Source organism: Leptolinea tardivitalis, assembly GCF_001050275.1.
Taxonomy (GTDB): domain Bacteria; phylum Chloroflexota; class Anaerolineae; order Anaerolineales; family Anaerolineaceae; genus Leptolinea; species Leptolinea tardivitalis.
Genome location: NZ_BBYA01000008.1, coordinates 118,509 through 132,273, shown reverse-complemented (window position 1 = coordinate 132,273; position 13,765 = coordinate 118,509). Strand labels below are relative to the sequence as shown.

Here is a 13,765-nt window from a genome sequence, read left to right as displayed (position 1 = left end):
CGATCATAGTCAATGTAGATCAAATCAGAAGATTGAACGTGAAGGTATTATCAAGTCCTTTTTTTATCAAATAACCTGAGAATTCGTTTTTAGATAAGCAATCCCTAAAATATTTTCCAGGTAATAAAAATAACCATTCCTTTACAAATTATTAAACGAACCTTCGCATCTGCTTTATTGGTTCGTGATATTTTGATATTACCTTTTCATTATCATGTTTATCGTATGGGACATACTTTGCTGAATGCGCTATCCATTGATACATCTATAGGTGAATTGCCATCGCTTGATTCCTCCATTGATGTAACGACAACCGGTGATTCTGTTTCGAAGATTTTTCAGGAAAATCCGGCCAATCCTGGAGTGATAATTCTAGAAAACAATGTCATCAAAGGTCTTATATCACGTGAAGTATTCTTTGAAAAAACCGGAAAACGTTTTGGGGTAGAGGTTTTTCTTGGTCGTCCAATTTCTACCATGCTGGATCAATATTCCAGCAAACCTTTAGTCCTTGCCGAAAAGGTTCCTGTCAGCCAGGCTATTCATGAAGCCTTGAAACGAGACTCTCGTTCAATATATGACCCGATTATTGTGGCAAAAGAAGATTCTTCCTTTAGAGTTCTGGATATTTTGACGGTTTTTTTGGCTGAAAATCAAATATTACTAACCATGCATAACCAGCATGTATTTACTGTATCGAACGGTATTCATCTGACAGATGAGGAAGCTATCCGAAGGTTCGTGAAATTTACGAAAATCACCGGACTTACGAATCCGGCTGTCCTCATCAATCGAAATTCGATAAACTGCGATTGTTGTGGTCAAAGGGTAGATTACACCATTGCTGATGTTGTCCGTTCTCATCCTCAACTTAATAGAGGCGTTGAAATAACATCAAAAATGGGCAATAAGTCTTATGTTTTGTATGTGCGGCATACCTGCGGAAAAGAAATCAGAGAAATTCCTGTCCTTTATGACCATGAGTTACAGCTTCGTGCTCTTCGGCCGTCAAGAGTGGTGGAAAACTATGTATGATGCAGATATTGAAATTGATTCTTCGGTAATTCAAAAAGTAACTGGATTTGTACTCCCTGTTGGCAACGGTGCGGTAGGAAAATCATCCATCCCTGTTGCATTAGATATCGACCATATGCAGAAGCAGATATCGAGAAAATCTGTCAATTTGGAATTCGGCTATGTTCTTGATCGTGTAATTTTTCGAGGGAAAGCTTATCAGATATTGCAGCAATTCCTGGTTCCACCCGGTCAAAAAGAGATGGAAGGAATCAGCGGGGGACGTAGTTTTGAGAAAGTCGTCGAAACATACCAGTTCTTATTCAAACAAATCGATGTCGTATTACTTTCGTATAAACTTGTGGAAGCAAACAGTTTTAACGACCTTGAATTCTGGATCAACCAGGCTCTAACTTTATGCAATCCTTCCACACAGTTCATACTTGTGGGCACACATTTGGACCAGGAACATTCAAGAGAGGTCACCCCGGGTATGATCAGCAACGGAAGTGTTTATGTAAAACAGGAAATTCAAAAAAAGTTCCCCGATTGGCACGGCAATGTTCCTGCATTCGAAGTCTCCACGATAAACCGGCAAAACACAGCCCTGCTTCGAAATGCCATCTCAGTCGGCATATTACGAGCCCGGCAATTGCACTTGCCTGATGCATGACAATTAACGGGGACTCTTACGGGTCACAGGAAGCATCTGTTTGACCGATTCAACCGCCGAATCCAGTGACAGACCAAGGAATTTTCCTGAAATTTTCTCAATGAGATCCGGCTGCTGATTGAACGCACTACCTCCAAACCCCAGCACGGGTGCAGGTTTTAATTTGGATAATTTCTCATTGAGATGATCAATCAGTTCGGCTGATTCCAATGATGTAGCCGCCATGACTACCATGGCAGGATGTTCGTATCTGGCGTAATCCACCAGGTCATCCAATGGAAGATCTGGTCCAAGATACTCCACCCGATATCCTTCGCTTCGCAACATCACAGCCAGCATAAGACTGCCAATTTCATGTAATTCGGTTGGAGCACATCCAACCAGAATGAAGGGGGCTGAATTGCGAGCCGGATATGCCTGGAAAATTGTCAACAGGTTCCCGCGCAGATAGGCACTGGCAAAATGCTCTGTTGCCACAGGTATGATTCCGTTGGCCCATGCTTCACCAATTTCCACAAGACAGGGAATCTGAGTCTTTAGTATATATGTATACAAGTCATACATGCTGTAAGCCTGGTGGAGTAATTCACTCGCACGATCTTCGTCATGTTTGATCAAGGCCAGGTAGAGCTCATGGGCAATTTGTTCAGGTGGCACGGCTGGCGTAACCGGTTTGGGAGTAGAGAACGGGATAGTGGGAACAGTTTCCAGCTGCCCGCCGTTTTGCTGCATCTGCCGAAGCTCTGACACAGCACTGCTGATAGAAATTCCGGAGTCAAGCCGGTTTTTAATCCACCGGAGGGTGGCTATGTCACGATCAGAATATAAACGGTAGCGGTTATCACCTCGCTGAGGATTTAAGACCTCATGGCGGCGTTCCCAGGCACGCAATGTCACTGGTAGCACACCCGTCTGTTCACATACAGCTTTAATGGTGTATTTAGGGTCATCAGATATGGTATCAATGGATGATAGTGTCATGGTTCCTCTGTGAATTCTTTTCCTGGCAGTTATTTCTTTTTTGTCTGATAATCATTAAACAATTTGTACATATTAATATACTGGATTCTATTTTACTTTTCCTATAACTTTTGCAAATTTCCTGTAAGAAATTCTTCATATTTCCTAAAGAAAACTTGCTTTCGTAATTATTTTGTACTATTTGCATAGTATAAAGCCTATATATTTTATTTTCATTAACAGTCATTTTCCGCCAGATCTCAATTTGGCAAAATAAAAGGGATGTCTGAATGAAACATCCCTTTTATCAACGCTTCTATCTTCAGTGATTTATCCGGCTGATTCTTCGGGTATCCTCACATCAAACATTTTTGTCTTCAACCAAAATGCAACATTAACCAGCCCTATCATTACGGGTACTTCAACCAATGGTCCAATAACCGCAGTGAAGGCCTGCCCTGAATTGATTCCAAACACAGCAACAGCTACAGCGATAGCTAGTTCAAAATTATTACTGGCGGCTGTAAATGAAAGTGTCGTTGTCTTTTTATAGTCAGCTCCAACGCTCTTTCCCATTACAAAACTGACAAAGAACATAATCAGGAAATAGAAAAGAAGAGGAATTGCTATGCGAACTACATCCATGGGAATGGTGAGGATAAGATTACCCTTCAGACTGAACATCACCACAATCGTAAACAATAACGCGATCAGAGTAATTGGACTAATCTTCGGGATGAATTTTGTGTAATACCATTCTTTCCCTTTAATTTTGACTAAGACATATCGTGTGACAAATCCGGCAATAAACGGAATTCCAAGATAAATAAAGACACTTCGGGCAATTTCACCGATGGTCACATTTACAGCCACACCCTTCATACCAAGCCATGTTGGTAAAACGGTGATGAACACATAAGCATAAACACTATAAAAGAGAACCTGGAAAATGGAATTGAATGCCACCAGTCCCGCAGCATATTCAGAATCACCTTTGGCAAGTTCATTCCATACAATCACCATGGCAATACATCTGGCCAGTCCAATCATAATCAGACCGGTCATATACTCAGGATATCCGCGTAGAAAAATGATCGCCAGAAGGAACATTAGTACAGGTCCAATCACCCAGTTCTGGATCAACGAAAGACCAAGGATTCTCCAATTGTGAAAAACATCACCGAGTTCGTCATAATGGACCTTGGCCAATGGCGGATACATCATCAAAATCAGACCGATTGCGATGGGTATATTGGTGGTTCCTGCCTGAAATTGATTAATAAACACCTCAAATCCAGGAGCCAGATATCCCAATAAAACGCCAATAGCCATGGCAAGGAATATCCACAATGTCAGGTATTGATCAATAAACGACAATTTTTTTACGGGCTGATCATTCATGCTCATTTTCCTTTACAAAACAAGATTAAAAAGGTATCCGGTCAAAACAATAGCCAGACCGACAGTTCCGATAAAAACTGCAATCAGGGGTGGTTTTAACACCCGCCGTAAAATAATCACTTCCGGGAGACTCAAGCCTCTAACAGACATCATGAAAGCCAGAACTGTTCCCAGGGATGCACCTTTCTCCATCAATGCACTGACGATGGGAATAATGCCGGCGGCATTTGAATAGAGCGGTATTCCGAGTAAAACAGCAGCCGGAACAGACCACCATGTTTTTGCACCCAGAATTCCAGCCATGGCATCCTGAGGAACATATCCGTGTATTCCTGCCCCAACGGCAATTCCAATCACGACATACAACCAGACTTTCCCGACAATCTCTTTAACCGATCCCCATGCTCTCTCGAATCGATCTTTCCAGGTTAATTTTTCACCTTCACCAATAGTCGCAGCCTGTATTTGCCAGACAAAATCTTCTACATATTTTTCCAGATTCAGCCGTCCAATCACCAACCCGGAAATTGTGGCAATGGTTAATCCAGATGCCACATATAAAGCCGCCACTTTCCAGCCAAAAAGGCCGAATAGCATAACCAGCGCAACCTCATTGATTATGGGAGCCGATATCAGAAAAGAAAAGGTAATTCCCAGCGGTATTCCGCTTTCAACAAATCCGATAAACAATGGGACTGCCGAGCAGGAACAGAACGGAGTGACAATACCCAGCAAAGATGCCAGAACATTCCCTACGGCCCCTTTTTTACCGCCAAGCAAAGATCGGGTACGTTCCGGGCTGAAAAAAGTACGAATAACCGAAATGGCAAAAACCATTCCGGATAATAACAATAGAATTTTGGGGACGTCATAGAAGAAAAACGCCAGTGATTCCCCCAGGGAAGAACCCGGTTGAAATTTACATACCGTAAATACGAGCCATTGGCTGAATGGTTGAATAACGTTATAGAGAAAAACCCAGACGACAACAATCAATACAAATAAGACATAGAATCTGTAGGGTGATTTATCCAGCCTTGTGTCTGATCTCAACTTAACATTCATTTTATTGAATATGCTCATGGTAAAAAAAAGAGCTTTTATTGGAGGCTATGAATTTAGCCAGCCTTTGATCTCATTTTCTGACGGAATTCTACCGGAAGCGACAACTTTTTCATTGATTACCAGTGCTGGAGTGGAAAGAATCGGATATTTCATGATCTCTGCATAATCTCTCACATGATCGATCTGAGCTTCAACTCCCAACTCGTCAATTACTTTTTTGGTCAGCGCTTCCAATCTCTGGCAATTGGCACATCCGGATCCTAGAATTTTTACATTCATCATCATTCATTTCCTTTTTAAAATTTTGATTACAGTGAGGACATGGACATCCTTTCACTGCTTTTCGTACAATTGGTTTTCTACCCGTAATAGAATACGCTGTATCCAATAAATCCAGCACCCGAGGGTCTTTAATTTGATAATACACATTCCACCCATCTCGTCTGTCAGAGATAAGTCCGCTTTCCCGTAGAACAGCCAACTGCTGACTGACATAGGATTGCCGGGCATTCAACAAGGCTTCAAGGTGGCAAACACAAAATTCACCTTTTCGCAGCTCTTCAAGAATCTCCAACCGTGCCGGATGGGCAAAAGCCTTAAAAATTGATTCGACCAGTTTTGCAGGATTATCTTCTATCGCATTCATAATTTTGAATATATTATAGTCTCGTTTTTTGAAAGGTCAATCTTGTTTTGGTATTTCCTCATTCTGAGGTATCAATATCCTGTACTTTTACACCCAGCAGTCCCACCACTTGAAGGACCTGATGTGGGGCGATAATGGCACCGTGCATTTCTTCCACACCCACCTGAAGTCCATCGATAATGGAAGTCCTGAGATCCGTACCATCCAGTTTTGCCAGATGAAAATTGGCTTCCGTCAGATCGCAATCCAAAAAGGCAACCTTCCTCAGGTCTGCACTGTCAAATGTAGCCTTACGGAGGATACATTTGGTAAACTGGCAGTTTTTGAAAACCGCAGAGACCATGGAAAGACCTTCCATTTGACAATGGATAAATTCCACGTCTTCAAATATCCCTTCCAACATCTGGGTTCCCAATAACCGGCACCCCTGAAAAACCACCCGGCGAAAGAAAACTCTGTCCCACTCTGAACCTGACATTTCACAGGTATCAAAAAGCGAATCCACCGTTCTGAAACCGGGAAGTTTGGAACGCATTAATTGAAGTTTCCGGCATTTTACCTGTTCAAAGATCAGTCCACCGGCAGTCAGGTTGTTATATTCCTCACCTGTCAGTGAGGATTGAAAAATGTGCGCATGATCACCCAGAGGTTCCAGTTCTGTGACCGGCATGGGTTTTGGGAAACGCGGAGAGTGGATTTTCAATTTATACCTCCCTGCAATGATTCAACCAGTGAAATATTACCTCATGATTTCAACCTGGTCTATTGATACTTGTAATTACATGCCGCTTTGTTGACGGGCAGTATTATATATGTTATATTGTTGCGCAACTTTGCAACTTTTGTTTATCAAGATTACAAACAACGGAGAAACTAGAATGCTTGAAACCATCTTTGTTTTGACTATTTTCCTGTGTTATGCGGTCCTGTGGAAAGTTAAACAGATTCGATTGATGCGTGAATCGGGTATTGATGTACAGGTCATTCAAAAATCTACTTCCAATGTTCAACAATATTTTTCTCGCTTAACCTCAATACTCAGTCTGTATATGGCGATCTCCATCATCGCACATTCTCTAAACTTTCAGATTGGGTCGTTGTTTACCCGTATTGACCGCCTGAGCTTCCTCGGTGTCGATATTACCGGTCTGTTGGTTGGTTTGACCGGTCTTTCTTTGTGTCTATATGCACAGATAAAAATGGGCTCTTCCTGGCGGGTTGGAATTGATGAAAAGAACAGTACAGAATTGGTCACCAATGGTCTTTATCAATATATCCGCAATCCCACATATCTCGGATTGTTCGCGATGAATCTGGGAATCTGGCTGATCTGGCCGACCTGGTCTGTTTTTTTCTTTGCCATGTTTTTTATCTTTTTTCTTGAAGTGCAGGTGAGGTGTGAAGAAGATTACCTGACAGCCGTACATGGAATAAAATATGTAGAGTATAAGAAACGGACAAAACGATATGTTCCATTTATTTATTAATCAGGAAAAGAGATGCCCGAATCACCTGTTTCACCTGAAATCACATCTGACCTGGCCAACCTGTTTGATTCCCTGAGCGACCCGACCAGACTGCTTATTTTGATAAGTCTATTGAATGGAGAGAAAGGTGTGGGGGAACTTGTCGAAATAGTGGGCATTTCTAAATACGCCATATCACATCAGCTTCGCCGATTAAAAGACAGACGTATTATCAATACCCGCAAACAAGGCCGCAATGTTTACATCTACCTTGATGACGCGCATGTGGTTGAATTACTGGAATGCGGGCTCAGTCATATTCAACACGGATAATCGAATCAGATTAATCACAAAACTCTTCCGATTTTTAGTAAACCGGAAGAGTTTTTTAACCCTTTCTCAGGAGACAGGCTACATGGTTTCTATGGACTTAATATCCTGCAGATGGCCTTTCAAATGATCCACATGCATTTTTACGATTTGTTCAACCCGCACAGGTTCAATCTCCGGGTTCCCTGGCCAACGAATCAGGCAAGACCGTGACTGTGCATCCGGGATAAGGTCCAATAACTCCACAATGTGTGCCCGGTTGGCCTTGAATAATGCCAGACTGGTTTCAAGTGACCGTTTTTCATATTGCCAGAATCCGGTCCATTCTGTCTGCGGAACATCCCAGTACCACTTCAGAGAAAATTCGCCTGCCTGATTTCCCAGTGCTGCTTTAATGCAGGTGTTCCAGATGTCATCGCCATCCACAATATGATGAGCTATCTGCCGTATCGACCAGGTATCCGCCGTCAGTCGCCTGTCCAATTGGGTATCGCTCAACCCGGCTAATTCTCGGGCAAGCCTGTCGGGACCGTCAGCATATTCATGTACTAATTCTTTCCATGGTGGTTCAATGTTCATTGTTTTTCTCCCCAATGTTTAAAGTTTTACCAGTATCGATGGAATTTAATTCAATCCATTTTACTCTGTACATTCAGAAAACCGAAATGGCTTCGATATGCTCAGCCATCGGGACAAGTTCATCTGTCGGGATATGCTCAGCCTTCGGGCCGATTCCGAATGTAGCAGATAGCAAAAACCGGTCGGAACCCGGCGGGCTTCGACCGGTTCTATCGTCGATGAAGCTTTGTATCTATGAATAAGTATTTTTCATAAGACCCCTGAAAACCAGGATTTTAAGATTTTCAGGACATCCCCCGATCTGTAATCATGGATCGGGCGATTACTACTCGGAAATGGTTAATTATCAACTTGAGGCACTGGAATACCGACGAAGTCCAATCTGAAAAAGAGCTGTTCCTGCGGCGAAAAGCGCCGCTGCCAGTAGCAGACTGGCCACCAGCATGACGGGTTCTAACGAGCCTGTCAAAGCTTCCGCCGGAATGGTGGTGATCATTCCCACCGGAATGATCCATGTCAAAACCAACCGAAGCCAGCCGGGGTACATTCCCATGGGATAGCGGGCCATCTGGAACAGCCCGTCGAATACCCAGGTAAACAGCACGCCGGGGCTCCAAAACACCAGGGCAGAAAAAATCAACAAAATGGCATACAGGATGACCAGTCCAGAGAATAACGCGATCACAAAAGAAAATATCTGCCATGCAGATAAGACTGTCTGCATTTTGGCCAGTGCCAGGATAAATACTCCCAGTCCAAGTAATAGATCAAACAGAGAAAACAACCGCCATTTCCTCAGGCTGACCAATGCCTGGGTATTTAACGGCCGCAGAAGGACAAAGTCAAATTTGCCTGCCCAGATTTCGCCATCCATCCCGGCCAGAGCGTCCAACCCTGGACCGATGAACAATCCCCGCAATGCGGTGACCATCAAATAAATACCCAGCAGCGCCATCGTGGAAGCTTCATTCCATCCATGAATGGAATCGATCTGTCCGAAGAGGATCATGATCCCCAACACCCCGGTCGCCAGGTTTAACACCGATGTGAACAGACTGATAAAGAAATTCGCCCGGTAGGCTGCTTCTTCTTGAAAAGAAACCTTAATGAAATATGGAATAAGTCTGAGAATATGCATATTACCCTCCAAATCCGGCATAGCGCTGAACTCCCCTGCGCCAGATCACCACTGTCAATACAGCCGCCAGAGTCGTCCACAAGATTTGAATAGCGAATCCGGCAGCGATATCTGCCCTACCCAGATTTCCGGTGAGGATTTCTACAGGAAATGCAACCATATATCGGAAAGGCAATACAATCGCTGCACTTTGCAGGAAACCAGGCAGCAAGGCCACCGGGGCAACCTGACCGGCTAAAAGGAAAATCAGAGAATCTTGCAGAGTCAACAGGGCATCTGCCCGGGCTGACCAGAAAGCCAACAACGCAATCCAGTATCCCCACAGGAAACGCAGCATCCAGGCCAGCAGCAACGCCAACAGGAAAAGACCGACCTTTTCCCAGGTGAAAGTTACCTCGGGTTTCATGATCAAAGCCAGAATGGCAAGGATTGGGAGATCAAACAACAGGTAAACTGTCTTCCCGGCGACTTCGGAGGCCAGTGCATCATACACAGGTGCGAGCGGCCGCAAAAGAATATGGTTGATCTGGCCGCACCGGATCAGGTCTCCCACCGTCCAATTGACCTGGGCATATGTGATCTGGTTGACCAGTATCAGAACCAGGTAATACGCCACAAACGCACCGCGGTTGAAGCCGCCCAGGCTGCCGTCACCGGCCGCTGTTGACCATACCAGAAGGTAGATCAATGGCGGAATCATCCACCCAAACGCCAGAACGAAAAAGAAACTCCGGTACTGCATCCACGAAAGCCACAATCCGCGGATAAGTGCCTTTACACCGCGAAGATTCATAATGAACCTCCCGTATAGACACGGTCAATGACCGCCTCAATAGGTGGATCTTCCACGGTTAAATCTGACACAGGCAGGGTTTGTAACAAATTTGCCGTAATGTCGGGCGCATCCGCTCGTGGAACGCGTATCGATAATCCCAAACCCTCTCTTTCCGTTATTTCGGCGCCTTCTGGTAGTTTTAATGATTCCATCGACGTTACTTCCAGCAGGGTCAATCGTAATAATTTATAAGGAGCCAGATCCCTTGCCAGCGAAGAGAGTTCACCATCAAACATCAAACTGCCGTTATGGATCAAAATCACCCGGGGACAAAGCGCGGTGACATCAGCCATGTAGTGGCTGGTCAAAATAACCGTCACCCCGCTGCGCCGGTTGTAATCTGCCAGGAATTTCCGCAGGCGCAGCTGCATGGATACATCCAATCCAAGAGTGGGCTCGTCCAGAAAAAGGACAGCCGGTCGGTACAAAAGGCTGGCTGCCAGTTCACATTTCATTCTCTCGCCGAGTGAAAGGTTGCGAACCGGCTTGGTCAGTAGTTCCTGCATGTCCAATAACTCGATGATTTCATCCAGAGTCTGTTTGAATTGCCCGGCTGGAACGTTGTAGATTTCACCGAGTACCCGAAAGGAGTCCATGGGAGGAATGTCCCATAACATTTGACTTTTGTTTCCCATGACGATACTGATCCGTTTCAGGTATTTCGCATCCCGCTTCCAGGGTTCAAATCCCAGAACAGTCAATTCGCCAGAGGTTGGATGGATCAAACCGGAAAGCATCTTGAGTGTGGTCGTTTTTCCGGCACCGTTGGGCCCGATGAATCCGACTACCTCACCTGCGTGGACATCAAAACTTATCCCTTTTACTGCGGGAATGTCGTCATACGTCGGGTGGAAAAGACTTCCGACGGATGCCCGCAATCCTTCGGGGCGCACCGGCACTCGATAGGTTTTGCTCAGGTTTCTCACCTGAATGTGTGAATCGTTCATTGTGTCTCCTTGATGTTGGTTTCTATACCAGTGTACAACCCTGGTGCGCAATGGGAGGGTTTGTGGTTGTCGGATTGAAAACCAATGAGAAGAAAAACAAACAGGAGCGGATTAAACCCGCTCCTGCCTGATATTTCATCTTGATCCTGTGAACCGCTGCTGAATTGATCATAACATCTTCTTAAGGTAACGGCCTGTGTACGACTCGGATACACCGGCAACATCTTCAGGTGTACCTTCAGCAATTACCCGGCCTCCGGCCTCCCCGCCTTCAGGGCCCAGGTCAATCACCCAATCTGCCGCTTTAACCAGATCAAGGTTGTGTTCAACAACCAGAACGGAATTTCCCGCGTCCACCAATCGCTGCAGTACTTCCAGCAGCCGGGCGATATCATCGAGGTGCAAGCCCGTGGTGGGTTCATCCAGCAGATATAAAGTTTTCCCGGTAGCTTTTCGGCCAAGTTCTTTGGCGAGCTTGACACGCTGCGCCTCTCCGCCAGACAGTGTGGTAGCCGGTTGACCGAGCTGCAGGTATCCCAGCCCGACATCAGACATAACCTTCAACCGGGAAGCCGCAGCAGGGACATTTTTAAAGACATCCAGGGCTTCTTCCACCGTCATATCGAGAACCTGTGAAATATCAAATCCGTTGTATTTCACAGCCAGCGTTTCGCGGGTAAACCGTCTGCCATGGCAAACCGGGCATCGCACCTCAACATCCGGAAGAAAGTGCATTTTTACTGTCAGTGTACCGGAACCTTCACAGCGCTCACAACGTCCGCCGGGCACGTTGAAAGAGAAGTGACGCGGTGAGAAATTACGCTGCCGGGCGTCTCTGGTATCAGCAAACGCTTCCCGAATGGGAGTAAATGCATCGGAATATGTGGCTGCATTTGAACGTGGAATCCGTCCGATATGTTCCTGATCAATGGTGATAACCTTGTCAAAACATCCCCAGCCGGTGATGAAATCATGAGTACCGGGTTCTTCGGAAGCATTGTTCAATTTTTTCCGGGCAGCCTTATCCAATATATCAAAGATCAATGAAGATTTACCCGATCCTGATACACCGGTAACTGCAACCAGCCTCCCGGCCGGTATGGAAACAGTGACATTCTTCAGGTTGAATTGACGGGCTCCGTGTATGGTCACTGAGTTTCCATTCAATGGACGCCGGCGGACGGGTACGGGAACAGATTTCATTCCCGAAAGATACTGTCCGGTGAGTGAATTTGGATTTCCCATCACCTCTTCCGGTGTTCCCGCTGCCACAACTTGACCGCCATGTTTGCCGGCGCCTGGTCCAATATCAATCAAGTAATCTGCTGCCCGCATCATCTCCAGATCGTGTTCTACAACCAAAACGGTATTCCCCAGGTCGCGCAGCCGGTAGAGAACATGAATCAAATTGTTCGTATCACGCTGATGCAAACCGATGGTGGGTTCATCCAGCACATACAGAACACCGGTCAATCCGGAGCCAAGCAGAGATGCCAGGCGCAGCCGTTGGGCTTCTCCGGCAGAAAGTGTGGGTGACGATCGCTCAAGGGTCAGATAACCCACCCCCACTTCCAGGAGGCGTCCCAATCGTTCATCCAGATCAGCCAGAATCGATTGAGCAATCAACATTTCCTGACTGGAAAAGGTGGATCGGATACTTTTCAACCAGGCATCCAATTCGTTTAATGGCAGCCGGGAAACAGTAATGATGGTTTTTCCGGCCACTGTCACCGCCCGACTCTCCGGCCGCAAACGGGTGCCTTCGCAATCCGGGCAGATTTGCGAGGCAAAATACGGCTCCAATTTTGCCCGGTACGCCTCATTACTGGCGTGCTCATCATATCGACGCAACAGATTGGTGACAATTCCTTCAAAATTACCCTGGTTGTTGGTTTTAGGTGGCTTCTTATTGGGAAAATGCTTCATAAATTGTGAGCTGTTCGTTCCATAAAGAAGTAAATCCCGTTGAGCCGGGGTGAAATTTTTTACAGGCTGGTTGATATCCAAATCCAGGTCATAGTACAGGCTGGCATTCTGTAATATCTGGGAGTAATAATTGATGTGAAACTCATCCCACCAGAGAATGCCATTCTCGGGGATGCTCAGGTTTTCATCAATCATCCGGCTGACTACCACCTGACGCACTACGCCCAATCCAGTACATTTTGGACAGGCACCGGCTGGTTTGTTAAACGAAAAATTCGCCATTCCCATTTCAGGTATGGCCGAACCGCAATACGGACAGGGGAATGTATCTTCAGGATTGACCGTCTCCAGATTATTGACTTCGTCCGGCAGTTCATCTTCGGCAAATTCATAGGTTGGCGGGGGTACGTCCTTTCCACAAACCGGACATGGACGGTGCCCCAGACGGGCAAATAGAACGCGCAGGTACGTGAATATTTCCGTAGATGTCCCCACTGTGGATCGGGGGCTGTGATTGGTGAGGTGTTGATCAACACTGATAGACGGTGAAAGACCGGTGATGGTCATTCCCTGCGGTTTGGTCAGGCCGTCTGTCACCATACCCAGCGATTCCATATACTGACGCATCCCTTCCCGATTCAGGATGTCAAAACCCAATGTGGATTTTCCCGATCCGGAAAGACCGGTGATTACCACAAGCTTATTTTTGGGGATATCCAGACTGATGTTTTTCAGATTGTGCAGTCTGGCTCCCCGAATACAGATGGTTTCGTTCATTCAGGCTC

Annotated in this window: 15 protein-coding genes; 4 read left to right on the top strand and 11 right to left on the bottom strand. The window is 45.6% G+C overall.

Features of this window, described 5'->3' with window-relative positions; all coding sequences use genetic code 11:
* Nucleotides 1-225: 225 nt before the first annotated feature.
* Both LTAR_RS17000 and LTAR_RS04690 read left to right on the top strand, forming a co-directional pair.
* Nucleotides 226-1,035, top strand: a complete 810-nt coding sequence (locus tag LTAR_RS17000; RefSeq protein WP_062421011.1) for a CBS domain-containing protein — start codon at nucleotides 226-228, stop codon at nucleotides 1,033-1,035.
* Nucleotides 1,028-1,687 (top strand): P-loop NTPase family protein, encoded by a 660-nt coding sequence (locus tag LTAR_RS04690; protein WP_062421010.1) that lies wholly within the window; start codon nucleotides 1,028-1,030, stop codon nucleotides 1,685-1,687. Before LTAR_RS17000 ends, LTAR_RS04690 begins: the two co-directional genes overlap by 8 nt.
* A gap of 3 nt (nucleotides 1,688-1,690) precedes the next feature.
* Here the strand turns inward: LTAR_RS04690 and LTAR_RS04685 are convergent, their stop codons facing one another.
* The 6 genes from LTAR_RS04685 to LTAR_RS04660 form a co-directional block, all read right to left on the bottom strand.
* A complete protein-coding gene (locus tag LTAR_RS04685) occupies nucleotides 1,691-2,668 on the bottom strand; it encodes a MerR family transcriptional regulator (RefSeq protein WP_062421009.1) in 978 nt (325 codons plus the stop codon).
* 309 nt (nucleotides 2,669-2,977) lie between these two features.
* Nucleotides 2,978-4,048: an ACR3 family arsenite efflux transporter gene (gene arsB / locus LTAR_RS04680; protein WP_201775939.1), complete on the bottom strand. Its 1,071-nt coding sequence runs from the start codon at nucleotides 4,046-4,048 to the stop codon at nucleotides 2,978-2,980.
* A gap of 12 nt (nucleotides 4,049-4,060) precedes the next feature.
* Complete coding sequence (locus LTAR_RS04675) at nucleotides 4,061-5,113, bottom strand: permease (protein WP_062421007.1); 1,053 nt, start codon at nucleotides 5,111-5,113, stop codon at nucleotides 4,061-4,063.
* Nucleotides 5,114-5,158: 45 nt separating this feature from the next.
* Nucleotides 5,159-5,395, bottom strand: a complete 237-nt coding sequence (locus LTAR_RS04670; protein ID WP_062421006.1) for a thioredoxin family protein — start codon at nucleotides 5,393-5,395, stop codon at nucleotides 5,159-5,161.
* Complete coding sequence (locus tag LTAR_RS17620; protein ID WP_081419808.1) at nucleotides 5,319-5,759, bottom strand: ArsR/SmtB family transcription factor; 441 nt, start codon at nucleotides 5,757-5,759, stop codon at nucleotides 5,319-5,321. Before LTAR_RS17620 ends, LTAR_RS04670 begins: the two co-directional genes overlap by 77 nt.
* A gap of 58 nt (nucleotides 5,760-5,817) precedes the next feature.
* Entirely contained in the window at nucleotides 5,818-6,462 is a 645-nt protein-coding gene (locus LTAR_RS04660; RefSeq protein WP_062421005.1) for a pentapeptide repeat-containing protein, read from the bottom strand.
* 175 nt (nucleotides 6,463-6,637) lie between these two features.
* On the opposite strand from LTAR_RS04660, the gene LTAR_RS04655 reads away from it, so the two are divergent.
* Together LTAR_RS04655 and LTAR_RS04650 are read left to right on the top strand one after the other, a co-directional pair.
* Entirely contained in the window at nucleotides 6,638-7,246 is a 609-nt protein-coding gene (locus LTAR_RS04655) for a methyltransferase family protein (protein WP_062421004.1), read from the top strand.
* Nucleotides 7,247-7,258: 12 nt separating this feature from the next.
* Entirely contained in the window at nucleotides 7,259-7,558 is a 300-nt protein-coding gene (locus tag LTAR_RS04650; RefSeq protein WP_062421003.1) for an ArsR/SmtB family transcription factor, read from the top strand.
* A gap of 78 nt (nucleotides 7,559-7,636) precedes the next feature.
* On the opposite strand, the gene LTAR_RS04645 is transcribed toward LTAR_RS04650, so the two are convergent.
* The 5 genes from LTAR_RS04645 to uvrA form a co-directional block, all read right to left on the bottom strand.
* On the bottom strand, nucleotides 7,637-8,134 hold the full coding sequence (locus tag LTAR_RS04645; RefSeq protein WP_062421002.1) for a DinB family protein: 498 nt from the start codon (nucleotides 8,132-8,134) through the stop codon (nucleotides 7,637-7,639).
* A 346-nt stretch (nucleotides 8,135-8,480) separates the two neighbouring features.
* Nucleotides 8,481-9,272, bottom strand: coding sequence for an ABC transporter permease (locus LTAR_RS04640; RefSeq protein WP_062421001.1), 792 nt, complete (start codon nucleotides 9,270-9,272; stop codon nucleotides 8,481-8,483).
* 1 nt (nucleotide 9,273) lies between these two features.
* Nucleotides 9,274-10,065, bottom strand: a complete 792-nt coding sequence (locus LTAR_RS04635; protein WP_062421000.1) for an ABC transporter permease — start codon at nucleotides 10,063-10,065, stop codon at nucleotides 9,274-9,276.
* Complete coding sequence (locus LTAR_RS04630; protein WP_062420999.1) at nucleotides 10,062-11,054, bottom strand: ABC transporter ATP-binding protein; 993 nt, start codon at nucleotides 11,052-11,054, stop codon at nucleotides 10,062-10,064. The genes LTAR_RS04635 and LTAR_RS04630 overlap by 4 nt, the downstream gene beginning before the upstream one ends.
* Before the next feature lie 168 nt (nucleotides 11,055-11,222).
* A complete protein-coding gene (gene uvrA, locus LTAR_RS04625) occupies nucleotides 11,223-13,757 on the bottom strand; it encodes an excinuclease ABC subunit UvrA (RefSeq protein WP_062420998.1) in 2,535 nt (844 codons plus the stop codon).
* Between the last annotated feature and the right edge of the window lie 8 nt (nucleotides 13,758-13,765).

Bases quoted from the DNA above. Each gene is read 5' to 3' on its own strand.
- LTAR_RS04670 (WP_062421006.1), bottom strand. From the start codon at position 5,395: ATGATGAATGTAAAAATTCTAGGATCCGGATGTGCCAATTGCCAGAGA.
- LTAR_RS04635 (WP_062421000.1), bottom strand. From the start codon at position 10,065: ATGAATCTTCGCGGTGTAAAGGCACTTATCCGCGGATTGTGGCTTTCG.
- LTAR_RS04675 (WP_062421007.1), bottom strand. From the start codon at position 5,113: ATGAATGTTAAGTTGAGATCAGACACAAGGCTGGATAAATCACCCTAC.
- LTAR_RS04655 (WP_062421004.1), top strand. From the start codon at position 6,638: ATGCTTGAAACCATCTTTGTTTTGACTATTTTCCTGTGTTATGCGGTC.
- arsB (WP_201775939.1), bottom strand. From the start codon at position 4,048: ATGAATGATCAGCCCGTAAAAAAATTGTCGTTTATTGATCAATACCTG.
- LTAR_RS17620 (WP_081419808.1), bottom strand. From the start codon at position 5,759: ATGAATGCGATAGAAGATAATCCTGCAAAACTGGTCGAATCAATTTTT.
- LTAR_RS04685 (WP_062421009.1), bottom strand. From the start codon at position 2,668: ATGACACTATCATCCATTGATACCATATCTGATGACCCTAAATACACC.
- LTAR_RS17000 (WP_062421011.1), top strand. From the start codon at position 226: ATGGGACATACTTTGCTGAATGCGCTATCCATTGATACATCTATAGGT.
- uvrA (WP_062420998.1), bottom strand. From the start codon at position 13,757: ATGAACGAAACCATCTGTATTCGGGGAGCCAGACTGCACAATCTGAAA.
- LTAR_RS04650 (WP_062421003.1), top strand. From the start codon at position 7,259: ATGCCCGAATCACCTGTTTCACCTGAAATCACATCTGACCTGGCCAAC.
- LTAR_RS04640 (WP_062421001.1), bottom strand. From the start codon at position 9,272: ATGCATATTCTCAGACTTATTCCATATTTCATTAAGGTTTCTTTTCAA.
- LTAR_RS04690 (WP_062421010.1), top strand. From the start codon at position 1,028: ATGTATGATGCAGATATTGAAATTGATTCTTCGGTAATTCAAAAAGTA.
- LTAR_RS04645 (WP_062421002.1), bottom strand. From the start codon at position 8,134: ATGAACATTGAACCACCATGGAAAGAATTAGTACATGAATATGCTGAC.
- LTAR_RS04630 (WP_062420999.1), bottom strand. From the start codon at position 11,054: ATGAACGATTCACACATTCAGGTGAGAAACCTGAGCAAAACCTATCGA.